This is a genomic window from Mycolicibacterium holsaticum DSM 44478 = JCM 12374 (assembly GCF_019645835.1).
Classification (GTDB): Bacteria; Actinomycetota; Actinomycetes; order Mycobacteriales; family Mycobacteriaceae; genus Mycobacterium; species Mycobacterium holsaticum.
Genome location: NZ_CP080998.1, coordinates 4,875,104 through 4,897,903 on the forward strand (window position 1 = coordinate 4,875,104; position 22,800 = coordinate 4,897,903).

The 22,800-nt window shown below is 66.9% G+C and carries 23 protein-coding genes, 1 pseudogene and 1 riboswitch; of the genes and pseudogenes, 14 read left to right on the forward strand and 10 right to left on the reverse strand.

Annotated elements, in window-relative coordinates; all coding sequences use genetic code 11:
• Window positions 1-2: 2 nt before the first annotated feature.
• The 4 genes from K3U96_RS23540 to napA are packed head-to-tail and all read right to left on the reverse strand — an operon-like array spanning window position 3 to window position 2,635.
• Window positions 3-1,136: a glutamate--cysteine ligase gene (locus K3U96_RS23540; RefSeq protein ID WP_084222964.1), complete on the reverse strand. Its 1,134-nt coding sequence runs from the start codon at window positions 1,134-1,136 to the stop codon at window positions 3-5.
• Entirely contained in the window at window positions 1,117-1,815 is a 699-nt protein-coding gene (gene sodC, locus K3U96_RS23545; RefSeq protein WP_069404219.1) for a superoxide dismutase[Cu-Zn], read from the reverse strand. Before sodC ends, K3U96_RS23540 begins: the two co-directional genes overlap by 20 nt.
• Before the next feature lie 10 nt (window positions 1,816-1,825).
• The gene (locus K3U96_RS23550) at window positions 1,826-2,290 is read right to left on the reverse strand and encodes a LytR C-terminal domain-containing protein (protein ID WP_220691257.1); all 465 of its coding nucleotides are present in this window, start codon (window positions 2,288-2,290) and stop codon (window positions 1,826-1,828) included.
• Window positions 2,291-2,326: 36 nt separating this feature from the next.
• Window positions 2,327-2,635: a nucleoid-associated protein NapA gene (napA, locus tag K3U96_RS23555; RefSeq protein WP_069404217.1), complete on the reverse strand. Its 309-nt coding sequence runs from the start codon at window positions 2,633-2,635 to the stop codon at window positions 2,327-2,329.
• Between the two features lie 136 nt (window positions 2,636-2,771).
• Between napA and K3U96_RS23560 the strand changes: the two genes are divergently transcribed.
• Both K3U96_RS23560 and K3U96_RS23565 read left to right on the forward strand, forming a co-directional pair.
• Window positions 2,772-3,365, forward strand: a complete 594-nt coding sequence (locus tag K3U96_RS23560; protein WP_069404216.1) for a peptide deformylase — start codon at window positions 2,772-2,774, stop codon at window positions 3,363-3,365.
• A complete protein-coding gene (locus tag K3U96_RS23565) occupies window positions 3,365-4,276 on the forward strand; it encodes an N-acetylglutamate synthase, CG3035 family (RefSeq protein WP_220691258.1) in 912 nt (303 codons plus the stop codon). Before K3U96_RS23560 ends, K3U96_RS23565 begins: the two co-directional genes overlap by 1 nt.
• A 1-nt stretch (window position 4,277) precedes the next feature.
• On the opposite strand, the gene K3U96_RS23570 is transcribed toward K3U96_RS23565, so the two are convergent.
• Window positions 4,278-4,568: a CDGP domain-containing protein gene (locus K3U96_RS23570; protein WP_220691259.1), complete on the reverse strand. Its 291-nt coding sequence runs from the start codon at window positions 4,566-4,568 to the stop codon at window positions 4,278-4,280.
• A 58-nt stretch (window positions 4,569-4,626) separates the two neighbouring features.
• On the opposite strand from K3U96_RS23570, the gene K3U96_RS23575 reads away from it, so the two are divergent.
• Window positions 4,627-5,427, forward strand: coding sequence for an exodeoxyribonuclease III (locus K3U96_RS23575; RefSeq protein ID WP_220691260.1), 801 nt, complete (start codon window positions 4,627-4,629; stop codon window positions 5,425-5,427).
• A 48-nt stretch (window positions 5,428-5,475) separates the two neighbouring features.
• Window positions 5,476-7,064 (forward strand): annotated as a pseudogene (locus K3U96_RS23580) (HNH endonuclease signature motif containing protein).
• On the opposite strand, the gene K3U96_RS23585 reads toward K3U96_RS23580, so the two are convergent.
• Complete coding sequence (locus tag K3U96_RS23585) at window positions 7,061-8,812, reverse strand: MFS transporter (protein WP_220691261.1); 1,752 nt, start codon at window positions 8,810-8,812, stop codon at window positions 7,061-7,063. The pseudogene K3U96_RS23580 and the gene K3U96_RS23585 sit on opposite strands and share 4 nt — an antisense overlap.
• A gap of 107 nt (window positions 8,813-8,919) precedes the next feature.
• A riboswitch (TPP riboswitch) is annotated at window positions 8,920-9,028 on the forward strand.
• Here K3U96_RS23585 and thiC point away from each other — a divergent pair.
• The 6 genes from thiC (at window position 9,023) to K3U96_RS23615 (ending at window position 14,608) form a co-directional block, all read left to right on the forward strand.
• On the forward strand, window positions 9,023-10,660 hold the full coding sequence (gene thiC, locus K3U96_RS23590) for a phosphomethylpyrimidine synthase ThiC (protein WP_220691262.1): 1,638 nt from the start codon (window positions 9,023-9,025) through the stop codon (window positions 10,658-10,660). (Overlaps the previous riboswitch by 6 nt.)
• Window positions 10,661-10,761: 101 nt before the next feature.
• Complete coding sequence (gene thiD, locus K3U96_RS23595) at window positions 10,762-11,550, forward strand: bifunctional hydroxymethylpyrimidine kinase/phosphomethylpyrimidine kinase (protein WP_230982264.1); 789 nt, start codon at window positions 10,762-10,764, stop codon at window positions 11,548-11,550.
• Entirely contained in the window at window positions 11,547-12,164 is a 618-nt protein-coding gene (locus tag K3U96_RS23600) for an alpha/beta hydrolase family protein (RefSeq protein ID WP_220691263.1), read from the forward strand. Before thiD ends, K3U96_RS23600 begins: the two co-directional genes overlap by 4 nt.
• The gene (locus K3U96_RS23605; RefSeq protein ID WP_069404210.1) at window positions 12,161-12,769 is read left to right on the forward strand and encodes a septum formation family protein; all 609 of its coding nucleotides are present in this window, start codon (window positions 12,161-12,163) and stop codon (window positions 12,767-12,769) included. The genes K3U96_RS23600 and K3U96_RS23605 overlap by 4 nt, the downstream gene beginning before the upstream one ends.
• A 54-nt stretch (window positions 12,770-12,823) precedes the next feature.
• Complete coding sequence (locus tag K3U96_RS23610) at window positions 12,824-14,311, forward strand: flavin-containing monooxygenase (protein WP_069404209.1); 1,488 nt, start codon at window positions 12,824-12,826, stop codon at window positions 14,309-14,311.
• An 18-nt stretch (window positions 14,312-14,329) separates the two neighbouring features.
• Window positions 14,330-14,608, forward strand: a complete 279-nt coding sequence (locus tag K3U96_RS23615) for a DoxX-related protein (protein WP_230982265.1) — start codon at window positions 14,330-14,332, stop codon at window positions 14,606-14,608.
• On the opposite strand, the gene K3U96_RS23620 is transcribed toward K3U96_RS23615, so the two are convergent.
• On the reverse strand, window positions 14,575-15,810 hold the full coding sequence (locus K3U96_RS23620) for a TetR/AcrR family transcriptional regulator (RefSeq protein WP_069404207.1): 1,236 nt from the start codon (window positions 15,808-15,810) through the stop codon (window positions 14,575-14,577). The genes K3U96_RS23615 and K3U96_RS23620 overlap by 34 nt on opposite strands.
• Window positions 15,811-15,914: 104 nt before the next feature.
• Here K3U96_RS23620 and K3U96_RS23625 point away from each other — a divergent pair, with 104 nt between their 5' ends.
• Genes K3U96_RS23625 through K3U96_RS23640 form a run of 4 tightly spaced genes read left to right on the forward strand, consistent with a single transcriptional unit; the run spans window position 15,915 to window position 18,975 of the window.
• Complete coding sequence (locus K3U96_RS23625) at window positions 15,915-16,139, forward strand: hypothetical protein (protein ID WP_205870957.1); 225 nt, start codon at window positions 15,915-15,917, stop codon at window positions 16,137-16,139.
• Between the two features lie 12 nt (window positions 16,140-16,151).
• Window positions 16,152-16,493: a hypothetical protein gene (locus tag K3U96_RS23630; RefSeq protein WP_069404205.1), complete on the forward strand. Its 342-nt coding sequence runs from the start codon at window positions 16,152-16,154 to the stop codon at window positions 16,491-16,493.
• A gap of 14 nt (window positions 16,494-16,507) precedes the next feature.
• Window positions 16,508-17,689, forward strand: coding sequence for an APC family permease (locus tag K3U96_RS23635; RefSeq protein WP_069404204.1), 1,182 nt, complete (start codon window positions 16,508-16,510; stop codon window positions 17,687-17,689).
• A complete protein-coding gene (locus K3U96_RS23640) occupies window positions 17,686-18,975 on the forward strand; it encodes a uracil-xanthine permease family protein (RefSeq protein ID WP_069404203.1) in 1,290 nt (429 codons plus the stop codon). Before K3U96_RS23635 ends, K3U96_RS23640 begins: the two co-directional genes overlap by 4 nt.
• Here K3U96_RS23640 and K3U96_RS23645 read toward each other — a convergent pair.
• The 3 genes from K3U96_RS23645 to K3U96_RS23655 form a co-directional block, all read right to left on the reverse strand.
• Window positions 18,929-20,389 (reverse strand): M28 family peptidase, encoded by a 1,461-nt coding sequence (locus K3U96_RS23645; protein ID WP_069404202.1) that lies wholly within the window; start codon window positions 20,387-20,389, stop codon window positions 18,929-18,931. The two genes, K3U96_RS23640 and K3U96_RS23645, sit on opposite strands and share 47 nt — an antisense overlap.
• On the reverse strand, window positions 20,386-21,894 hold the full coding sequence (locus tag K3U96_RS23650) for a M28 family metallopeptidase (protein WP_084222960.1): 1,509 nt from the start codon (window positions 21,892-21,894) through the stop codon (window positions 20,386-20,388). Before K3U96_RS23650 ends, K3U96_RS23645 begins: the two co-directional genes overlap by 4 nt.
• Window positions 21,895-22,024: 130 nt before the next feature.
• Window positions 22,025-22,789, reverse strand: a complete 765-nt coding sequence (locus K3U96_RS23655) for a thiazole synthase (RefSeq protein WP_069404233.1) — start codon at window positions 22,787-22,789, stop codon at window positions 22,025-22,027.
• Between the last annotated feature and the right edge of the window lie 11 nt (window positions 22,790-22,800).

A 22,800-nucleotide genomic window follows, 5' to 3' on the forward strand; every position in this document is an offset into this window, starting at 1 on the left:
GGTTAGACTTCCAACTCCGCAACCAGCGCGTCGACCACCGCCCGCAGATCGCCGTCGTGCTCCTCGGCCACCCTGCGCTGACGCTGGTAGGACCCGCCCGTCCGGTAGATGTCGGCGACGCGGGCCAACTCGTCGGCACAGTGCAGCGATTCGGCCACCGGTTCGAGCCGGTTCAGCAGCTCGTCGAGATCCTCGGTGACCAACCGCTCGTTGCTCTCGGCGTCCAAGATGATCACCGCGTCCAGACCGTAACGCGCAGCGCGCCACTTGTTCTCCTGCACGTGCCACGGCGGCATCGTCGGCAGCCGCTCGCCGGCGTCGAGACGCCGATCCAGGTCGACCACCAGACAATGCGTCAGCGCGACCAGAGCGCTCAACTCACGAAGGTTGGAAACACCGTCGAAGATGCGGATCTCCACGGTCCCGTTGTGCGGTGAAGGCCTGATGTCCCAACGGATCTCGTTCATGTGGTCGATGATGCCGGTCTTCTTCTGGTCGTAGACGAAGCGTTCCCACTCCGCCCACGTCTGAAAGTGGAACGGCAGCCCGGCGGTGGGCAGCTGCTGGAACATCATCGCCCGGTTCGACGCGTAGCCGGTGTCCTCACCGTCCCAGAACGGGGACGACGCCGAAAGGGCCAGCAAGTGCGGGTAGTGGTTGAGCAGCGACGTGTTGATCGCCATCACCTTGTGCGCGGACCGCACCCCCACGTGCACGTGCACGCCCCAGATCAGCATCTGCCTGCCCCACCACTGGGTGCGCTTGATGAGCTCTGCGTACCGCGGCGCGTCGGTCAGGCTGCCCGGCGACCACTTGGCGAACGGATGGGTGCCCGCGCAGAACAACTCCATCCCGCGGCCCCGGACGATCTCGCGGGCGGTCCCCAACGTTTCGCGCAGGTCCTCCATCGCCTCCGGCACCGAATCACAGATCCCGGTGACGATCTCGACGGTGTTGCGCAGCAGTTCCTTGTGCACCCGCGGGTTGTTCTCGCCGAGCTCCTCGATGACCTGGGTGGCCTCGTTGCTCACGTCGCGAGTTTCGGCGTCGACGAGCGCGAACTCCCATTCCACCCCGACGGTAGGCCGGGGCGATCCGGCGAAATCTATATGGCTGCTAACCGGTGCCGATAACACCGCACGCCACACGCTTTCCGGCGTCGCCGGTAGCCAGGGTGGTCTCGTCGGGCGGCGGGTTTCCGTTGACCTGCTGGTAGCGCTCCGGCGGGATGTTGGCGAAGTTGTCCGCCTTCTCGTGGATGATGATCGCGGTCTTCTCGCCGGCCTGCAGATCCTCTGCGGTGAACGTGTCGGTGGTGGTCACCAGGAGCGCAGAACCGTCCTCGCGGACCTGCAGCGAGGCGAGGTCACCGCTGGCCGGGTGCCCGGTGTGCCCGGACACCTGGAAATGTCCACCCGCGGAATTGAAGTCGCCGGGCGCGCCACCGGTGGGTGCCACCGAGTTCGCCTCGCACTTGCCGACGGAGTGGATGTGCATGCCGTGGAAACCGGGGGTCAAGTTGCCCGCGCCAGTGGTCTGAACGGTGATGGTGGCGTATCCGTTCGCGAAATCGAAGTCGGCGGTGGCCACGGTGGTGCCGTCGGGTGACTTCAGATCCGCGGTCAGCTTCTCGCTACCGCCCTCGGCGCCTTCGCCGCCCCCCTGCGCGCCGGGCGCGGCGGTCGGTGAGGGCGAACCGGTCCAGATCGACGGTGTGGTGCCCGGTGTATCGCTGGGCTGGTCAGGCGAGGCGCATGCGCTCAACGCAAGAGCGGGAACGGCAAACAAGGCGGCTGCGGCGACGGTCTTGAGCATGGGCAAGAGCCTAGCCGGTGACGACTACGATCACGCCCGGCGGTTGCTCAGCCAATTCCGGGCGTCGTGGTTCCACCGGTGCCTCCAGCACTTTGCCCACCTCATCGGCCGCTTGCTGCTCGCCGGGCGCGTCGCTGAAATACACCGTGGTGACCGGCACGTCCGGCAGCGTCAGGTTCCCCGTTTCGGTGACGTCCCAGCCGGCCTCCCGCAGCCGGTTGGCGGTGCCTTCGGCTGCGCCCTGGACCTCGGAGATGTTGTAGACCCGCACGTCGGCCTTGGCCGGTTCCGGCGATTCCGCCGCGCTGGTCGCGGTGGTCGTGATGGTGCTCGTGGCGATCGTCGACTGCTCGGCGTCGTCGTCGTTGTCCGAGCCCATCGCCTGAAATCCCACCAACAAAAACACCACACCCAAAAACAGCAGCACCATCACCATGGCGCGCAGCGGCAGGCCGGAGGAGTTTCGCTGGTTCATTGCGCCCACTGTAACGGCCCGTCGGGCCAACGAAGATCAGGTGACGTCGAAGCCGAGCCGCCGCGCCGCGCGTGCCTTCTGCCTGCTGGCCCGCAACCGCCGTAGCCGCTTGACCAGCATCGGGTCGGCTGCCAGCGCCTCGGGGCGGTCGACAAGCGCGTTCAGTACCTGGTAGTAGCGGGTGGCCGACATCGAGAACAGCTCTTTGATGGCGTCTTCCTTGGATCCGGCGTACTTCCACCACTGGCGTTCGAACGCCAAAATATCGTGTTCTCGGCGGGTCAGCCCATCGCTGGAATCAGAGTCGTCCCCGGATTGCTCAGTCCGCGCGATTGCGCCGTCCATCTCGCTCCTTGGACCCTTCCGACAATCGAAATAACATCGCTGTGGTTCGGCGAACATTCAATCACGGGTTTGTGACCTGAGGCGTCAGATATGCCCGCGAGTCGGGGTATAAGGGTTGCCGCCTTAAGCTTTCCCCGTGGCCGTCGTACCAATCCGCATCGTAGGAGACCCCGTCCTGCACACCGCTACCGAGCCTGTGACCGTCAACGACGACGGTTCGCTGCCCGCCGATATCACGGATCTGATCCAGGATCTGTACGACACGATGGCTGCCGCAAACGGCGTTGGCTTGGCGGCCAATCAGATCGGCGTTGCCAGGCGCGTGTTCGTCTACGACTGCGCCGACGAACGGGGCCGGACCACTCGTCGCCGCGGTGTGGTCGTCAACCCGGTGTTGGAAACCTCGGAAGTGCCCGAGACGATGCCCGACCCCGACAACGACGACGAGGGGTGCCTTTCGGTGCCCGGCGAATCGTTTCCGACCGGCCGGGCCGACTGGGCCCGGGTCACCGGCCTGGACGCCGACGGCAACGCCATCACGGTGGAGGGCAACGGTCTGTTCGCGCGCATGCTGCAGCACGAGACCGGTCATCTGGACGGGTTCTTGTACCTGGACCGGTTGGTCGGCAGGCACGCCCGCAGCGCCAAGCGCGCGGTGAAGTCGCACGGGTGGGGCGTGCCGGGACTGTCGTGGATGCCCGGCGAGGACCCCGACCCGTTCGGTCACTGATGCAGGTTCCAGCGGTGGGGTCCCGGGTGGTGATCCGCTATCGGCTGCCCGCCGGTTCCGAGCCGCCGTTGAGTGACGTGGTCGGTCACCTGCTCGAGGCGGGCCGAACACTGACCGTGCGAACCAAAGCCGGTGACGTCGTTGCGGTCGCGGCCGACGACGTGGTGGTCCTTCGGGAACTGCCCGCGGCGACCGTTCGCACCGCCGACATCCGCAAGCTCGAACACGCGGCCGCGCTGGCCTGGCCCGGCGTCGAACAGCGCTGGGTCGAGGGGTGGTTCCTGCGGGCCGCCGGCGGACACACCCGTCGCGGCAATTCGGCTGTGCCGCTTGGGTTCGACGCGACCGCATCGGCACTGCCCGACATCGTCGAGTGGTACTCCTCGCGTGGCCTCACGCCGTGGCTTTCGATTCCCGATCGGCTGTTCAAACTCGCCGATGCCGCTCCGCATCTGGAAACCGTCGTGATGGCACGCGAACTCGGTGCCGCTGAAGTACGCGATGCGACGGTGCTGCTGGCCCCCGCCCCCGGCGACGAGTGGCTTCGGCGGTATGAGCGCGACGTGCCGGTCGAGGTGCTGACCTCGGTGGTGGACGGCGAGGCGGTGTTCGCCACGGCTCCCGGTGCGGCCGTCGCCCGAGCCGCGGTGACGACGACGCTCGACTTGAGCCGCTGGGTGGGTATCTCGGCCTTACGGGTGACCGACGCCGCCCGCCGGCGCGGGCACGCGCGGCGGCTGTGTTCGACGCTGCTGTCCTGGGGTCTGGATCACGGCGCCTCCCACGCTTACGCGCAGGTGTTGATCGACAACGCACCGGCCAGAAGGCTGTTCGAGTCGATGGGTTTCACCGAGCATCATCGCTCGCGTTACATGCGAGCCGACGCCCTTCATCTGGGCGCTGACCGGTAGCTCAGCCGTCGATGTGGATCGGCGGGTCGGCGAACGCGAGGTCCGCGGTGTGCTGGCCGGGACCCATCAGACCGCAGTGCTTGACCGGTGTCAGATGGGAACTCAGGCCGCTGGGGACCCACTGCGCAACCCCCACGCAACGTTCCCAGGTGCCGTCGGGCTGAACCGGCCCGTCGCACTTGCTGATGTAGAGCCCGCCATAGTGGCAGCCGGCGCTGGCCTGCGGCGCCAACGTCATCGTCCCCGCCGCCATCAGCAGGCCAGCCACTGTTGCGACGATGCAGCGCTTCATGACCCCGAACGCTACCGCTCATCTGCTGGTTTTCGTGGCCTTTCGTAGCCTGTAGGGCATGCGACTGGCGACCTGGAACGTCAATTCGATCCGAGCACGGGTGGATCGGGTGGTGGATTGGCTGGAGCGCGACGACGTCGACGTGCTGGCCATGCAGGAGACCAAGTGCTCCGACGAGCAGTTCCCGGTCATGCCGTTTCTCGCGGCCGGCTACGAGGTAGTGCACTGCGGGTTCAACCAGTGGAACGGCGTGGCGATCGCCTCGCGCGTCGGCATCGACGACGTGCAGGTCGGTTTCGAGGGTCAGCCCACGTGGAGCGATAAGCCCGAGGTCGAAGCCGCCGCCGAGGCACGCGCCGTTGGGGCGACGTGTGACGGGGTACGGGTGTGGAGTCTGTACGTACCCAACGGTCGCTCCGTGGGCTCGCCGCACTACCTGTACAAGCTGGAATGGCTTGCCGCGCTGCGCAACGCCGCCGAGAAGTGGCTGTCTGAGGATCCGTCCGCACAGATCGCACTCGGGGGCGACTGGAACATCGCACCCACTGACGAGGACGTGTGGAGCGTCGAGTTCTATCAGGGCAGCACCCACGTCACCGAACCCGAACGCGCGGCGTTCAACACCATCCTCGATGCCCAGTTCACCGATCTGGTGCGGCCTTTCACGCCGGGGCCTGCCGTCTTCACCTACTGGGACTACACCCAACTGCGGTTCCCCAAGAACCGCGGTATGCGCATCGACTTCATCCTCGGATCACCCGCCCTGGCGCAACGGGTGATCCACGCCGAAATCGTGCGGGAACAACGCAAAGGTAAGTCGCCCAGCGACCACGCGCCGGTGCTGGTGGAGTTGTCCTGAAAAGTTGTCGGTGGCGGGTGGCACGATCAGAGCATGTCGATCGAACACATGTTCGAGTCTGCGAGTCCGGGCGTTCTGCTCGGAGAGATCGAGTCGACCCATCACGAAGAGTCGATTCTCATGGCGCGCAGGCTGGCGGCGATCGCCGAGCTGCTGGGGCAACGCATCGCCGAGGTCGAGGAGGTTGATCCCGACCCTGGCTACATGATGGTCACGGGGTTCGCCCGGACCACAGCCGAGGTGTCGGCAGCCATGAACATGTCCCCGATGGCCACCCGCCAGCTGGTGGGCCAGGCCGAGGATTTGGATTCCCGCCTTCCCAAGGTCGGCAGATTGTTGGCCGAAGGAAAGACCGACTGGCGCACAGTGCAACTGGTCATCAGCCGCACCGAATTCGTCGACAGCGACGTGATCGCCAAATTGGACAAGTCGTTGGCTCGACAAATCGGGCGGTGGGACTGCTGGTCACGACGACGGATCATCAACAAGGTCGACGCCGCGGTGCGTTCCGTCGATCCCGATGCCGTCAAGGATCGGCGGGTAGCTGCCTACCACGATCGCAACATCGGTGTCACCGGTCAGCCAGACGGTATGGCCAAAGTTCACGGCACCCTGCCCGCCACCGCGGCAGCAGCGTTTGACAAGCGGCTGTCACAGTTGGCCATGTCGGTGTGCGCGAAGGATCCACGGACGGTCAAACAGCGGCGGGCCGACGCGGTGACCGCCCTCATGGAGGGTCAACGACTGCCGTGCGCCTGCGGTACTCCGGACTGCCCCGCGAACACAACCGAGGTCCCGGCGCCTCCAGTGGCCCGGCCGGTGATCAACGTGATCGCCTCCGAGTGCACCCTCACCGGCGAGAGCGATCAACCAGGCTACGTGGAAGGCTTCGGCGTGGTCGACGCCGATCAGGTGCGCGAACTCGCCGTGGACGCATCCTGGCGAATGGTCGACCGACCGCAAGTCACCCCCGAAGAGGCACTGCGATATCACCCGTCCGCCGCCGTCGAGCGCTGGGTCCGCTTCCGCGATCTCACGTGCAGGTTCCCCGGCTGCGATCGTCCGGCCGCGCACTGCGACCTGGACCACACTGTCCCGTTCAACCACGACGATCCCGCCGCCGGCGGCCTGACCGTCCCGTGGAACCTGGCATGTTATTGCCGAGAACACCACCGGCTGAAGACATTTCATGGCGGTCCGGGAGGGTGGCGCGACGAACAGCTACCGGATGGCACCATCGTGTGGACCTCGCCGACGGGCCGCACCTACCGCACGACACCCGGCGGGGCGACCTGTTTCCTGAGATGTGCTTGCCCTGCGAACCTCCCAAGCCGCGGCTGCATAACCGTTCCGAAGAAAGAGCGGCCCGAATCACTAAGTCCCGCAAGAAACTTCAGGCGCAGCGACCAGTCAACGCCGAAAGGCGCCGGGTCAACCGAGCCTGCCGCGAAGAGATCCGTCTGCGCAGGTGGCGCAACCAGTCACGCAGGATGCTCATCCTCTTCAAGGGCGGCACGCCGAGCACCAGCCCCTGGTGTCCTTGGATCAACGAGCCGTTCGAGCCGGAGGAGCTGCCGCCGGAGTGGGAGCCTCCACCAGAACCGCCGCCGTTGCCCGACGACGACCCGCCGTTCTAGCCCTCCTCGGCGTAGCGGCCGGGGTTGAACAGCGACGCGATCAGGCCGATGACCATCATCGCCGCCGCGGCGACGAACACCACAACCAGACCGGAGTGGAACGGCTCGGTGATCAGGTGTGGGAAGAATGTCTGGCCGGTCAGCACCTCGGCGTTGACACCGGGTTGCTGCAGGGCGTGATACGGCTCGAGGAGCTCGGCGACGGGGTTGTAGCCGAGGAATGCGGCGAACAGGCTGCCGACCGGTGGCAGGTTGGCGACTTCATTCGCCACCGGGGCGGACACCCCCTGGTCCTGTAGGCCGGTACTCAACGCCGACGGCAGCGTGTTGGCCAGTCCGATGATCATCAGCGAGAAGAAGATCCCGATCGACAACGACGAGCCCGCGTTGAAGAACGTGGCGCGCACCCCCGAAGCGGCACCGCGTTCGGCGGCCGGGACGCTGGACATGATCGCTGCGGTATTCGGCGCGGTGAAGATCCCCCCGCCCAGACCGTTGAGGAAGACGAAAACGGCGAACACCCAATAGTCGAAGTTGACCGGGATCATCATCAAGGCGATGAAGGATGCGGCCATCAGCGCCATGCCCCCGACGGTGAATGGCCGGGCGCCGAAGCGGTCGGCGAAGACTCCCGCCAGCGGCGCCGCGGCCAGGAAACCAAAGGTCGCGGGCAGCAGGTAGATCCCCGCCCACAGCGGTGTCGATTCAAAGCTGTAGCCGTGCAAGGGAAGCCAGATGCCCTGCAACCAGATGATCAGCATGAACTGCAGGCCGCCGCGTCCCACCGATGACATCAAGCCCGCGAGGTTGCCCATGCCGAACGAGGTCGAGCGGAACAGCCGGATGTTGACCATCGGCTGGGGAACGCGCAGCTCGATGAAGCAGAACGCCACCAGCAACAGCACGCCCAAGGCGATCGAGCCGAACACCCACGGGTTGGCCCATCCCGTCGTCGAATCCCCGTACGGCTGAATGCCGTAGGTGATGCCGGTCAGCAGCGCGGTCAGGCCGACGCCGAACGTGACGGTGCCCGCCCAGTCCAGCCGGCCGGGAGTCCGCACCCCGAGCTCCTTCAGCGACCGGAAGCTCCAGACCGTGCCGAGCACCCCGATCGGCACGCCCACCCAGAAGATCGCCTGCCAGTGGATTTCCGAGAGCAGGCCGCCGATCAGCAAGCCCAGGAACGATCCGGCAACCGCGGCCACCATGTTGACGCCGAGCGCCATGCCGCGCTGGTTCGACGGGAACGCGTCGGTGAGGATCGCCGCCGAGGACGCCATCAACATCGCGCCGCCGATCCCCTGCACCACCCGCCAGCCGATCAGCCACAGCGCACCTGGACCGAGGTGGAACGGATCGAAGGACAGGGCGATCGCGGCAACGGTGAACACGGCGAACCCGAGGTTGTAGATCCGGATCCGGCCGAACATGTCGCCGAGCCGCCCGAAGAACACCACCAGCACTGCGGTCACCACCAGGTAACCCATGAGCATCCAGAGCAGATAGCCCACGTTGGCGGGGGCGAGCGGGTTCAGCCCGATGCCACGGAAGATCGCCGGCAGGGAGATCAGCACGATCGACGCGTTGATCGACGCCAGCAGCATGCCCAGCGTCGTGTTGGACAGCACGATCCACTTGTAGAAGGGGTGGTCCTGGTCCATGCGCCGGCGCCGACGCGCGGTCTCGGTGAGTGCCTTGTCGACACCCGGCGCCAGCGGGAGCTTCGTCATCTCGATCTCCGTCGACATCTGCGTTGTCTGGGGTCGCTCGCGGGAAAACACATATATTAGCTATGCAAACCATCTGGGGGCAATTCCTCCTCCCAAACGCGTATCCGCTTGCGCTAGCGTGGTCAGCGTCCATACACGGGAGTGCACGCCGAGTGCGCTGAGAGGACGGGTGGGCCCGTCGACCGTACGAACCTGACCGGGTAATGCCGGCGTAGGGAGATGATTCAAATGGCGCTGTCGAATGATTCCGCGGCAACTCCGTCCGTCACCACCGGCCCCATCGCGGGCAGCTCCAAGATCTACCGGGAACTCCAGGACCGTGCCCGCGTGCCGTTCCGAAGAGTGCACCTGTCTAACGGTGAACACTTCGACCTGTACGACACGTCGGGTCCGTACACCGATCCGAGCGCGGACCTCGACCTGCAGCGCGGGCTGCCGCCGCGGCCCGGCGTGGTGCGTGACCGCGGCACCCAACTGCAACGCGCCCGCGCAGGCGAGATCACCGCCGAGATGGCGTTCATCGCCGCCCGCGAAGGCGTCGCGGCCGAACTGGTCCGCGACGAGGTCGCCCGCGGACGCGCGGTGATACCCGCCAACCACAACCACCCAGAATCCGAGCCGATGATCATCGGCAAGGCGTTCGCGGTGAAGGTCAACGCCAACATCGGCAACTCGGCGGTGACCAGCTCCATCGCCGAGGAGGTCGACAAGATGGTGTGGGCCACCCGCTGGGGCGCCGACACCATCATGGACCTGTCCACCGGCCGCGACATCCACATGACCCGGGAGTGGATCCTGCGCAACTCGCCGGTGCCCGTCGGCACCGTGCCGATCTACCAGGCGCTGGAGAAGGTCAACGGTGACCCGACCGAGCTGACGTGGGAGCTCTACCGCGACACCGTGATCGAACAATGCGAGCAGGGCGTCGACTACATGACCGTGCATGCCGGCGTGCTGCTGCGCTACGTCCCGCTGACCGCCAAGCGGGTCACCGGCATCGTCAGCCGCGGCGGTTCGATCATGGCCGCCTGGTGCCTGGCCCATCACCGGGAATCGTTCCTCTACACCAACTTCGACGAGCTCTGCGAGATCCTGGCCCGCTACGACGTGACGTTCTCGCTGGGTGACGGGCTGCGTCCCGGCTCGATCGCCGACGCCAACGACGCCGCCCAGTTCGCCGAGCTGCGCACGCTCGGTGAGCTGACCAAGATCGCCAAATCCCATGGCGTGCAGGTGATGATCGAAGGGCCCGGCCACGTGCCGATGCACAAGATCGTCGAGAACGTGCGCCTCGAGGAAGAGCTGTGCGAGGAGGCGCCGTTCTACACGCTGGGGCCGCTGGCCACCGACATCGCACCGGCCTACGACCACATCACGTCGGCCATCGGCGCGGCGATCATCGCCCAGGCCGGCACCGCCATGCTGTGCTACGTCACCCCGAAGGAACATCTCGGCCTGCCCGACCGCAAGGATGTCAAGGACGGCGTGATCGCCTACAAAATCGCCGCACACGCCGCCGACCTGGCCAAGGGACATCCGCATGCCCAAGATCGCGACGACGCCCTGTCACGCGCGCGGTTCGAGTTCCGGTGGAACGACCAGTTCGCGTTGTCGCTCGACCCCGACACCGCCCGCGAGTTCCACGACGAGACGCTGCCCGCCGAACCGGCCAAGACCGCGCACTTCTGCTCGATGTGCGGTCCGAAGTTCTGCTCCATGCGCATCACCCAGGACGTCCGCGACTACGCCGCCGAACACGGGTTGGACACCGAGGAGGCAATCGAGGCGGCCCTGTCGGTGGGGATGGCCGAGAAGTCCCGAGAGTTCGCCGAACACGGCAACCGCGTCTATCTTCCATTGGCATGAACCAGCGATTTGGGCGTGAAAACGTTCGCTCAGCGAAAGAAATCACGCCGAATTCGCAATTTCTGCCGGTGCCGCCACCCGGTGCGACGCCGGTGCGGGTGATGACCATCGCAGGATCGGACTCCGGCGGCGGCGCCGGAATCCAGGCCGACATGCGCACGTTCGCGTTGCTCGGCGTGCACGGCCTCGTCGCCGTCACCGCTGTGACGGTGCAGAACTCCGTGGGCGTCAAGGGTTTTCACGAGGTTCCGCTCGACGTCATCGCCGGCCAGATCGAGGCGGTGACCTCCGACATCGGGGCCCAGGCCGCCAAGACCGGCATGCTGGCGTCGTCGCAGATCATCGACACCGTGGCCGACGTCTGGCGAAGCCAGGGGCTGGCCGGCAACGTGCCGCTGGTGGTCGACCCGGTGTGCGCATCGATGCACGGTGATCCACTGCTTCATCCCAGCGCATTGGATTCCCTTCGGCGTCAGCTGTTTCCGCTGGCGACCCTGGTGACGCCCAACCTCGACGAGGTTCGGCTGCTCACCGGCATCGAGGTCATCGACGCCGCTACGCAACGCGACGCTGCACGCGCACTGCACGCGCTGGGACCGCAGTGGGCGCTGGTCAAGGGCGGCCATCTGCGCACGTCGTCGCAGAGCCCGGATCTGCTGTTCGACGGTGCCGACTTCGTCGAGTTCGACGCGACGCGCATCGACACCGGCCACGACCACGGCGCCGGTGACACGCTGGCCGCCGCGACCGCCAGCGCGCTGGCCCATGGCTACTCCGTGCCCGATGCCGTCGCGTTCGGAAAACGCTGGGTCACCGAATGTCTCAGCGCGGCCTATCCGTTAGGCCAAGGTCACGGGCCGGTGTCGCCGTTGTTCAGGCTGAGCCGGTGAACCTGGACCAGATCGCAGGCATCGTCCACGAACCGGCGAACACCCCGACGGGGGTGGTCGTGCTCACCCACGGGGCAGGCGGCAGCCGGGAGGCGCCGCTGCTCGTTCGGATCTGCGACGAGTGGGCGCGACGGGGCTGGCTGGCGGTGCGCTACAACCTGCCGTACCGCAGGCGCCGGCCCAAGGGTCCGCCGTCGGGGTCGGCCAAGGCCGATCAAGCCGGTGTCGCCGAGGCCGTCGCCGCGGTCCGCAAGCTGGCCGACGGTCCGGTGATCGCGGGCGGGCATTCCTACGGCGGCCGGATGACGTCGATGGTGGTCGCCGACCAGAGCGCCAAAGTCGATGTGCTGACGCTGTTTTCCTATCCGTTGCACCCGCCCGGCAAGCCGGAGCGGCTGCGCACCGAGCACCTGCCGCGCATCACCACCCCGACCGTGTTCACCCACGGCACCTCGGATCCGTTCGGCACCGTCGAGGAATTGCGCACCGCCGCGACGCTCGTCGACGCGCGCACCGAGATCGTCGAGATCACCGGTGCACGCCATGACCTGGGCTCCAAGTCCCTCGATGTACCGACCATGGCGGTCGATGCGGCACTACGCTTGCTGGCGTGACCACGCCGCCGGGCCAACCGCCCCCATACGGACCTCCTCCATCGCCGTACGGAGGGCAGCCGTACCCACCGCCCCCCGGGCAGCCGTATCCGCCGCCTCCCCCGCCGCCGTACTCGCAACCGCCCGGCGGCTACCAACCGCAGCAGAAGCCGAACTCCAAGTCCAACAAGGTTCTCCTGATCGTGCTCGGCGTCATCGTGGGGCTGATCGTGCTCGTCGTCGGCGGCAGCATCGCGTTGTTCCTCATCGTCGGGAAGGACACCGTCACCGCCACGGATGTGAAGGTCGGCGACTGCCTCAAGGAGATTCCCGACGGCGCCCGGGTGTTGACGGTGCAAACCACCGGATGTGACGAACCGCACGCCGGTGAGGTCTTCGCGGTGCTGTTGATGCCCGACGGCGATTTTCCGGGCCAGAACGCCATCGACGACTACGCCGACAAGTGCAGCCCCGAGTTGGCCAGTTACTCCCCCGCCGCGATGGAAGACGACTCCATCCAGATGTATGTGCTCTATCCCACTGCCGAAACCTGGGCAGCCGGCGACAGGGCGGTAACCTGCATCGCGACGCTGGATCCGCCACGCGCGGGAACCATCAAAGGCTGACCGCGCAGCCGAGGCGTTCCCGTTCTCAAGCGGTACCTGAGGTACCGTTTCCACATGCTTTCCGAGCAGTTCGACGCCGTGATCGTTGGCGCCGGTTTCGGCGGAATCGGCGCGGCCATTCAGCTCAAGCGGATGGGCTACGAGAACTTCATCATCGTCGACCGCGAGGACGACCTGGGCGGCACCTGGCACGTCAACCGCTACCCCGGGTTGGCCGTCGACGTCCCGACGACGACGTACTCCTACTTCTTCGAGCCCAACCCGAACTGGTCGCGGCTGTTCTCCACCGGTGACGAGATCAAGCAGTACGCCGAGGACGTCGCCGACAAGTACGACGTGCGCAGGCACATGCGATTCCGCACCACCGTCGAAGGTGCCCGGTGGGACGAGGAGGCCAGGGTCTGGCGGGTCGCGCTGGCCGGTGGCGCGACGCTGACCACGCGCTACCTCATCACGGCCACCGGCTTCCTCTCCCAGCCGCGCACTCCCGACATTCCGGGCATCACCGGCTTTGCCGGCAAGATCATCCACACCACGGCCTGGGACGACGACTACGACCTCAACGGGAAGCGCGTCGCGATCATCGGCACCGGCGCCACCGCCGTGCAGCTCATCCCCGAGCTGGCCAAGACCGCCGCCGATCTGACCGTCTACCAGCGCACTCCGATCTGGGTGGTGCCCAAGCTCGACTTCCGGTTCTCGCCGAGTGTGAAGCGGCTGTTCACCCGAGTGCCGTTGGCGCAGCGCGCGATCCGCGCGGTCACCGACTCGCTCTACGAATTCTTCATCTTCGTCGTGCTGCACCACCGGCAGCTGTTCTTCCGTCGCCTCAACATCGCGGCCTCCGATCTGGCCAAGACGCACCGGTTCTTGTCGGTGCGTGATCCCGAGCTGCGCAAGAAGCTGACGCCCGATTACGACTTCGGCTGCAAGCGGCCGACGTTCTCCAACAGCTACTACCGCGTCTTCACCAACCCGCACGTGCACCTGCAGGCCGACGGCATCGAACGCATCGAGGCCGACGGCATCGTTGCCAACGACGGCACCAAGACCGTCATCGACACGTTGGTGCTGGCCACCGGGTTCGACCTGTGGGAGGCCAACTTCCCGGCGATCGAGATCGTCGGGCGCGACGGGCGCAATCTGGGAAAGTGGTGGCGCGACAACCGGTTCCAGGCCTACCAGGGTGTTGCGGTGCCCTACTTCCCCAACTATCTGAGCCTGGCCAGCCCCTACGCGTTCCTCGGGTTGAACTTCTTCAACACCATGGAATATCAGATGCGACACATGGACCGGCTGTTCGGCGAGGTGAAGCGCCGCGGGGCCACCACGTTCGAGGTCACCGAGCGCGCCAACACCCGCTACCTGGACCGGATGACCGACCTCATCGAGGACTCGGTGTTCGCCGTCGGCAGCTGCGCGACGTCGCGCTCCTACTACTTCGACCCTGCGGGGGAGGCATCACTTCTGCGGCCGATGCCCACCCGCACGGCACTCAAAGAGGCTTCACATTTTCCGTTGAACGACTACCAGTTTGCGTGATCAGAGAGGAACACCGCTGTGCCAGTGGACGAATCAGGAAGCAACTCGCGTGCCGCCACCCTCGCCGGGCTAGCCGTCGCGGGGACCGGGCTGGCGCACTTCGCCAAACCTGAACTGTTCGAGTCGATCACCGAACAGGCCTTCGGCGACAACAGCCGCCAGCACATCTACATCAACGGCGGCATCGAGACCGCGCTCGGTCTCGGCTTGGCCGCCCGGAAGACGCGCAAGCTGGCCATCCTCGGCACGGTCGGGTACCTCGTCTACCTCGCGGGCAACGTCGCACGTAACCGGTAGCGGCCCAACAGCGTCAGATCGAGCAGCCGCTGCAGCATCAGATGGCTCTGCGGTGAGTTCTCGTAGCGGGTCAACCGGCCCAGGTCGATCACCAGCGACATCGCGGCGTGCACGGCGAACCTGGCCTGACCGGGCGTCCACTCGGGGCGCACCGCGACCACCAGGTCGACCCACGCCTCCACGGTGGCGCGCTGCATGTTGCGCAGGATCTTCTGGTCGGCCGCGGTCATGTTGAGCCGCTCGGTGTAGTACACGTAGTCCAGTTCGGGTTGGTCGAACGATCGCTCGACGTAGGCGTCGATGACCGCGGTCAGCGCGTCCTCCCGATCGGCAATGGTGCTCGTGATCGTCGCCAGCTCAGCCGACAGCCGGTCGGCCGCCCGCCGGAAAGCGGCGGCCAGGATGTCACTCTTTCCGGAGAAGTACCGGTAGATCCCGGACGCGGGCATGCCCACGGCCGCCGCGATGTCCTCCATACTGGTCTCGCGGTAGCCGTTGATGTTGAACAGCCACATCGACTCGGTCAACAACGCTTCGTACTTCGACGAGTCCGCGGCGATGCGTGCCCGCGGCGCCGCGTCGGCATCCGCGACGTCGGGAAGGTCGGTCGTCAACACCGCGTGGGCGAGGTCAGCCAGCAGCGCGCGAACCTGGACGGCGGGCAGCTTGGCCCGGTGATCGACGATGCTGCCGATCACCGAAAGCACCGCAATGGACAGGGTCCATCGTTGCCGCGAAGTAAGGTCCGGGCGAATCTCGTTCAGCGGCCGCTGGATTCGGTGGTTGACGATGCGCATCTGCGCGATCAGAGATGCCTGGTCGTCACCCCGCAGATACCGGCCCTCCCACCGATAGAGCCCACCGGAGACGCGGTTGCGCATCGCGGTTTCGATGAGCGCGGCAACCAACCGGTCGAGCAGGACTGGCGGATCGTCGAGCTCGACCCCGTCGGCGAACGCGGTGCAGTCCACCAACTGCTGTCCCAGGCTGAGCACCGCGTCGCGGAACAGTTCGTACTTGCTCGCGTAATGCCGGTACAGCGCGGCCGCGGAGATGCCGACGCGCGACGCGATGGCCTCCATACTCACGCCGTAATACCCCAACGCGCTGAACGCCTCGGCCGACGCCTGCGCGATCTGGGCCTTGCGGTCCTTCGGGCGACGTCGCACCGCATCAGTGCGGGCTTGCCCGCTGGGCGACATGGCATTCACGATAACCGACCTTATGGGCTCATATCTGCCGACTCCACGTCGAATTCATCGCGAAGGGTCTGGCGCCGGACAGAATCGCGATTAACATAATGGGGGTGTTGGGCACGCTGCGCAGGGTACTGGGCTTCCGCGTGACAGTAGGTGAGCTGATCATGGTGGGGCTGGTCCTCGGAACCCCGTACCTGGTCATGGGAGTCTTCTGGTCCAGCACACACACCGAACATCTGCAGCACATGGCGGGCATCGACCTGGTGGTTTCTTATCTCGGGTCGATCGTGTCCTGGCCGGTGCTGCTCTTTTCCGACGTCTGCATGACCTGAACGGGAGCACTGTTGAGCCAGCGGCATCACCGCCTTGCCTACATCGGCATCGTCTCCGCCGTCCTCTTGGGTGTCGGGCTGTTCGCGATGAACTTCCCGGTCTTCCTCGACGCCTATGACCAGTGGGGTTTCCAGATCAAGTGCGGGACGGGCTACGTCTCCGATCTGACCCAGGCCGCCGCGGTCGTCGGCGACACCAACTACGTCGACCAATGCCAGTCGGCGCTGCTGAGCCGCCGCTTGTGGACGATTCCGCTGGCGGCCATCAGCGGCGTGGTGCTGCTGGCCGTCGTCGTGGCATCGGCGGCGACGTCGGTGCGCGAATCACTGACACCGCACCGCGACACAATCTGACCTACCATTTCGGCGTGAAGACGCCGGACGGCCCTGCGCTGCACCGGCAGCTGGGAACCGTCGACGCCGTCGTCATCGGGCTGGGCTCGATGATGGGCGCCGGCGTCTTCGTCGCGTTCGCTCCCGCCGCCGCTGCGGCAGGATCCGGCCTGCTGATCGGGCTGGTGGTCGCCGCCGCCGTCGCGTACTGCAACGCGACCTCATCGGCTCGGCTGGCCGCGATATATCCGCAGTCCGGCGGCACCTACGTCTACGCCAAGGAACGGCTCGGCGGGTTCTGGGCCGGCCTCGCGGGGTGGAGCTTCATCAGCGGCAAGACCGCGTCCTGCGCGGCCATGGCGTTGACGGTCGGGTACTACGTGTGGCCGGGTTGGGCACACGCGGTTGCGGTCGGCGCGGTGGTGGCGCTGACGGCGGTGAACTACGTGGGCATCCAGAAGTCGGCACTGCTGACCCGCGTGCTGGTCGCGGTCGTGCTCGCGGTGCTGGCGGCGGTGGTCGTGGTGGTGCTCGGCTTCGGCGACATCGACGCGGCACGGCTGACGCTCGGCGACGACGTGTCCGCGGCCGGGGTGCTGCAGGCCGCCGCGCTGCTGTTCTTCGCGTTCGCCGGCTACGCCCGCATCGCCACGCTCGGCGAAGAGGTACGTGACCCGGCCACGACGATCCCGCGCGCCATCCCCATCGCGCTGAGTATCACGTTGGTGGTGTATGCCACCGTCGCGGTCGCCGTGCTGTCCGAGTTGGGCGGCCAGACACTGGCTTTGGCCACGGCGCCGTTGGCCGACGCGGTGGCGGCCGCCGGCTACCCCGGCTTCGAGCCGGTGGTGCGGGCCGGTGCGGCGGTCGCGGCGCTCGGCTCACTGCTGGCCTTGATCCTCGGGGTGTCCCGCACGACGCTGGCCATGGCGCGCGACCGGCGCCTGCCCCACGCACTTGCGGTGGTGCACCCGCGTTTCGGCAGCCCGCACCGCGCCGACGTCGCCGTCGGCGCCGTGGTGGCCGTGCTGGCGGCGGTGGCCGATGTGCGTAGCGCGATCGGATTCTCCTCGTTCGCCGTGCTGATGTACTACGCGATCGCCAACGCCGCGGCGTTCACGCTGGGTCGGCGGGTCATTCCGACCGCCGGATTCATCGGTTGTCTGCTGCTGGCGTTCTCACTGGTGGGTCCGCTGGCATACCGTCTTACAACATGATTTCCATGACGTGGACGCCGGTGCAGGCCCCGCCGGACAGTGACTTCGTCGTCGCACCCGACGAGCGGCTGAGTTGGCCGCGCACCATCGGCATCGGCGCCCAGCACGTCGTGGCGATGTTCGGCGCCACCTTCCTGGTCCCAGTGCTGACCGGGTTCCCGCCGGCGACCACGCTGCTGTTCTCCGGGGTCGGCACGGTGCTGTTCCTGCTGGTCACCGGCAACCGGCTGCCCAGTTACCTGGGCTCGAGTTTCGCGGTGATCGCCCCGGTGACCGCCGCGGTCGCCACACAGGGGGCCGGCAGCGCGCTGGGTGGTCTGGTGGCGGTCGGCGTCGCGCTCATCGTCATCGGAACGGTCGTGCACGTGATCGGCACCCACTGGATCGACGCGGCATTGCCTCCGGTGGTCACCGGGACGGTCGTCGCGCTGATCGGCTTCAACCTTGCGCCGGCCGCCAAGGCGAACTTCGAGAAGGGGCCGCTGGTCGGCCTGGTCACGTTGGTGCTGCTGGTCGCGACGCTGGCGTTCTTCCGCGGCATCGTCGGACGCATGGCCATCTTCCTTGCCGTGGTCGCCGGATACCTGCTGGCATTGCTCACCGGCGGTGTCGACACGTCGGCGATCAAGTCCGCGCCGTGGTTGGGCCTACCCGAATTCCAGTCGCCCACCTTCACATTGGCCGTCCTGCCGATGTTTGTGCCCGCGGTGATCGCGCTGGTCGCCGAGAACATCGGGCACGTCAAGTCGGTCGGCCAGATGACCGACACCGATCTGGATCCGGTGACGGGCCGCGCGATCGCCGCGGACGGGCTGGCCACCACGTTGGCCGGCTTCGGCGGCGGTTCGGCGACCACCACCTACGCCGAGAACATCGGCGTCATGGCGGCCACCCGGGTCTACTCGACGGCCGCCTACTGGGTCGCGGCGGCGGTCGCGATCGGGCTGTCGTTGTGCCCCAAGGTGGGCGCGACGATCTCGGCGGTCCCTGCCGGCGTTCTCGGCGGCGCGACCGTCGTGTTGTACGGACTTGTCGGCGTGATCGGCGTACGTATCTGGTTGAGCAACCACGTCGACTTCTCCAAGCCGCTCAACCAGATGACCGCTGCCATTCCCCTGATCGTCGGGATCGCCGACTTCACCTGGCATGCGGGGAGTTTGACGTTCACCGGAATCGCGCTCGGTTCGATCGCCGCACTGCTGGTGTATCACGGCATGAGGTTGCTCGGGTTCAGGCAGGCTAGCGAGCGCCCCGATGTCGCTGCCCCTGAGCCGGAACGCCGTTGACGCCTTCGATCGACTGCGCGTACGTGGCGATCGCGAACGCGGCGGCCGACCCCATCACCGCAAGCGCATCCCGGTCGATGTTGTCGACCGTGTCGCGTCGGGTGTGGTAGTTGGGGTCGAAGGCAACACCGGCCGTGCCGCCCCAAAGGCGAGCCTGTGCTTCGGATTTGCGTTGTGAGGAGCCCGCGGTCAACCCGCCGATCGGCACCCCGGCGCTCAGAAACGCGTTGTAGTCGGTGATCCTGCTCAGCGGCATGTCGGCGGGCCGCGCGCCCACGGAGTAGAGATGGCCGGCCAGGGTGCGCTCGATACCGGCCGACCCCTCCGGCACCGAATGCAACGGGATGTCGGGGTTCAGTTGCGCCGACTGGTCACCGTCGTAGGTGAAATACCCCGCGTTCGACGACCCGATCATGTCGAAGTCCAGGTATAGCGCGATCTGGTCGAGTTGTTCGGCCGACAACCCGCGGACATAGCTCGTCGCGCCCGCAAGCCCGTTCTGCTCCGAACCCCAGAACGCAAACCGCACGGCGTTGGCGGTCTGCGGTCGTGGTCCCAACGCCGATGCGGTCTCCAACAGCGCCGCGACCCCCGAGCCGTTGTCGTTGATGCCCGGGCTGGCCGCCGAGCTGTCGATGTGGGCGCCGGCCACCACGACATTGTCGGTGTTTCCAGTCTTGGTCTGGGCCAGGATGTTTCGGCCCTTGGCCATCACCGGCTTGCCATCCAGCACCAGCGTCACGCGGGCGGTGGTGCGGCGCAGCGCCGAGTTGGTAGCCGCGTCGATCACCCCCACCGGGACGGTCAGCCCACGGTAGTAACCGGGGGTGAACAGGCCGGGCGGGCTGCCGCCGCCCTGGCGCGGTCCGCTGACGACGAGCAGCCCCACCGCCCCTTCGGACACGGCCACGTTCTGCTTGTCGACAACCGAGCAACCGGTGTCGTCGACCACCGAAATCGCGCCCTTGACCGATACCCCGTCGTAGTCGGCGGTGCGGCACCCCGACGGTTTCCCGGGGCGCAGCGTGATCGCCTTCAGCCCACCCGGCGGTGTGCTGATCAACAACGACGCCTGATCGACATGGTGGTCACGACCGTTGACCGTCAGCGTCGGATCGCCGCCCTGCACCCGGTCCAGCCGCTCGTACTCCGGTGTCTCGACATCAAAACCCTTGTCCCGCAGGAACTGCGCGACATAGTCCACGCTGGCCGCCAGCCCCGCAGAGCCCTGCCCCCGGTTGCCGTCGTTGGCGTCGGCGATGTCCTGCAGCTTCTGCAGGTGGGTGTACATCCCGTCGGCGGTGACGGCGTCGGCCACCCGGCGGGGGAATTCGGCCGCCGAGGCCTGGTCGTCGCCTTTCGCGCACGACATCAGCACCGCGACCACTGCGATGAGCGCCGCCCACCTCATCATGATTCGATGGCGTGGCGGGTGCGGTCGTCGCGGATCGGAACGCCGTTGCGGCCGCCAAGATCCTGCGCGTAGATCCCAACAGCGTAGGCAACGCCTTTACCGTTGATCTCCAGCGCCGTGCGGTTGATGTGCTCCAGCGTGTCGGATGCCTTGTGGTAGTTGGGATCGAAGGGTTGATCGGCCTGACCGCCCCACCGCTGGGCTTGCTGCTCAGACATCTTCCCCTCTGCACCGGAGAAGATGCCGCCGGCCGGGATGCCTGCGAACGTGAAGCTGCTGTAGTCCGAGCGGCCTTCGAAGTTGATGTCTGCGGGCGGCTTTCCGGCGTCCTTCAGATAGGCCACCAGCGTGCGTTCGATACCCGCCGAACCCTCGGGCACCCGCGGGACGGGTTGGCTTTGGTCCGGGGGGCCGGACTGATCGCCGTCGATGGTGAAGTAGCCGGCGTTGGGCGATGCGATCATGTCGAAGTTCAGGTACAGGGCAATGTCTTTGAGTTCGTCGACGGTCAACGAGGACACGTAGTCGCTGGATCCGAGCAGGCCGTTCTCCTCGGCGCCCCAGAACCCGAACCGCACCGCGTTGTTGACCTCAGGTGAGCTGCCCAACTGCACCGCGGTTTCCAGAGCCGCCGACACCCCCGAGCCGTTGTCGTTGATCCCGGGTCCCTCGGGGACGCTGTCCAGATGGGCGCCGATCATCACGACGTTGTCGGTGGACCCGGTTTTGGTCTGGGCGATGACGTTGCGGGTGCGTTCGGTGTTCACCCCGGCGTGCAGCTTGATGGTGGTGTCGGCCGGGTCGGCCCGCAGCCGCTCACCGGAGGCCTTGGTGATGCTGATGACCGGGATCTTCACCTCGGTCTGCTCGCCGAGCGTGCCGCCCATCTCGTCGCCCTCCTCGTTGTTGGCGACGATCAACGCCACCGCCCCGCGCTCGGCAGCGGCGCTTTCCTTTTCGGAGAACGGACAGGTGCCCCGGTCGACGAGCACCACCGCGCCGGCGACAGGAAGCCCGTCGTAGTCAGACGGTGTACACCCCGGTGAGTCCTCGACCCGGGCCGGCACGAGCGGTGCCGATATGCCCTCGGGCGGGGTGCCGATGGTGAAGTTCAGCGGGCTGGCGGCGATATCGGCGCCGCCGACGGTGAGCGACGGCTCCTCGGCGAACGGAATGCGCACCTCGAACTCGGGGGTCTGCACATCGAAACCGTTGTCCCGCAGTGTGTTCGCTACGTAGTCCACGCTGGCGTCGTAGCCCTGGCTGCCCAACGCGCGGTTGCCGCCGTGCTGGTCGGCGATCTCCTGCAGCTTGCTCAGGTGCCCGGTCAGCGCATCGACCGTCACCTGCTGCTGCAGCGTCTCCGCGAAGTCCGTGGCGGCCGCGCTGGGCCCGGCGGGTGTGGACGGCGACGGCTGCTCGTGTGCCGCGCGGCCACATCCGGCCAGGACCACGACGGCTGCGGCTGCGGCCGCGACCAGTTTCGACGACTTTGTGTGTCTCATCGCCCACCACGGTAGCGGTAAGTTCTGGCATCGTGCCTGTTGCGCACGACGGGCGACCGGGCCAGAGCAGCCCGAACTTGGTCGTCGACGGGTCAGCGGACCATGCGTGGTGCCCGCGCGACATAGCGACTCATACCGACGGGCTGGATGCGCGCGCCCAGAACCGCTTCGGGATCCGGCCGGCCTGACGGGCCAGGTACCCGGCGGTGATCGCCGCGGCCATCGCGGCGGCCATGGTGGGCGGATCGTCGGCGCGGGTGACGGCGGACGCCAAGAGCACCGCGTCGCAGCCGAGTTCCATCGCCAACGCGGCGTCGCTGGCCGTGCCGATGCCCGCGTCGAGCACCACCGGCACCGAAGCCGCGTCGACGATCATCTCGATGTTGTGCGGGTTGGCGATCCCCAACCCCGTGCCGATCGGTGAGCCCAGCGGCATCACCGCCGCGCACCCGGTGTCCTCGAGGCGGCGGGCCAGCACCGGGTCGTCGTTGGTGTAGGGCAGCACGATGAACCCGTCGTCGACCAGCTGCTCGGCCGCCTTGACCAACTCGACGGCGTCGGGAAGCAGCGTGCGCTCGTCGGCGATCACCTCGAGCTTGACCCAGTCGGTTTGCAGCGCTTCGCGGCCCAGCTGTGCGGTCATCACCGCCTCGGCGGCGCTGCGGCACCCTGCGGTGTTGGGCAGCGGCGAAATGCCAAGCCGGTTGAGCAGATCCAACACGCCGGTGCCGCCCTCGGCGTCGACGCGGCGCATCGCCACCGTGGTCAGCTCCGTTCCGGACGCGACCAGCGCCTGCTCCAGGACGGCGAGGTTGGCCGCACCTCCCGTGCCCAGAATCAGACGGGAGCCGAAGTCACGCCCAGCAATGGTCAACTTTGATTCCGAGGTCGTCACGCTCTCCCGCT

Coding starts and splice junctions, on each gene's coding strand:
- K3U96_RS23550 (WP_220691257.1), bottom strand. CDS start 2,290: ATGAACCAGCGAAACTCCTCCGGCCTGCCGCTGCGCGCCATGGTGATG.
- K3U96_RS23640 (WP_069404203.1), top strand. CDS start 17,686: ATGATTTCCATGACGTGGACGCCGGTGCAGGCCCCGCCGGACAGTGAC.
- K3U96_RS23565 (WP_220691258.1), top strand. CDS start 3,365: ATGCAGGTTCCAGCGGTGGGGTCCCGGGTGGTGATCCGCTATCGGCTG.
- K3U96_RS23620 (WP_069404207.1), bottom strand. CDS start 15,810: ATGTCGCCCAGCGGGCAAGCCCGCACTGATGCGGTGCGACGTCGCCCG.
- sodC (WP_069404219.1), bottom strand. CDS start 1,815: ATGCTCAAGACCGTCGCCGCAGCCGCCTTGTTTGCCGTTCCCGCTCTT.
- K3U96_RS23585 (WP_220691261.1), bottom strand. CDS start 8,812: ATGTCGACGGAGATCGAGATGACGAAGCTCCCGCTGGCGCCGGGTGTC.
- K3U96_RS23570 (WP_220691259.1), bottom strand. CDS start 4,568: ATGAAGCGCTGCATCGTCGCAACAGTGGCTGGCCTGCTGATGGCGGCG.
- K3U96_RS23575 (WP_220691260.1), top strand. CDS start 4,627: ATGCGACTGGCGACCTGGAACGTCAATTCGATCCGAGCACGGGTGGAT.
- K3U96_RS23645 (WP_069404202.1), bottom strand. CDS start 20,389: ATGATGAGGTGGGCGGCGCTCATCGCAGTGGTCGCGGTGCTGATGTCG.
- napA (WP_069404217.1), bottom strand. CDS start 2,635: ATGGACGGCGCAATCGCGCGGACTGAGCAATCCGGGGACGACTCTGAT.
- thiD (WP_230982264.1), top strand. CDS start 10,762: ATGACCATCGCAGGATCGGACTCCGGCGGCGGCGCCGGAATCCAGGCC.
- thiC (WP_220691262.1), top strand. CDS start 9,023: ATGGCGCTGTCGAATGATTCCGCGGCAACTCCGTCCGTCACCACCGGC.
- K3U96_RS23650 (WP_084222960.1), bottom strand. CDS start 21,894: ATGAGACACACAAAGTCGTCGAAACTGGTCGCGGCCGCAGCCGCAGCC.
- K3U96_RS23610 (WP_069404209.1), top strand. CDS start 12,824: ATGCTTTCCGAGCAGTTCGACGCCGTGATCGTTGGCGCCGGTTTCGGC.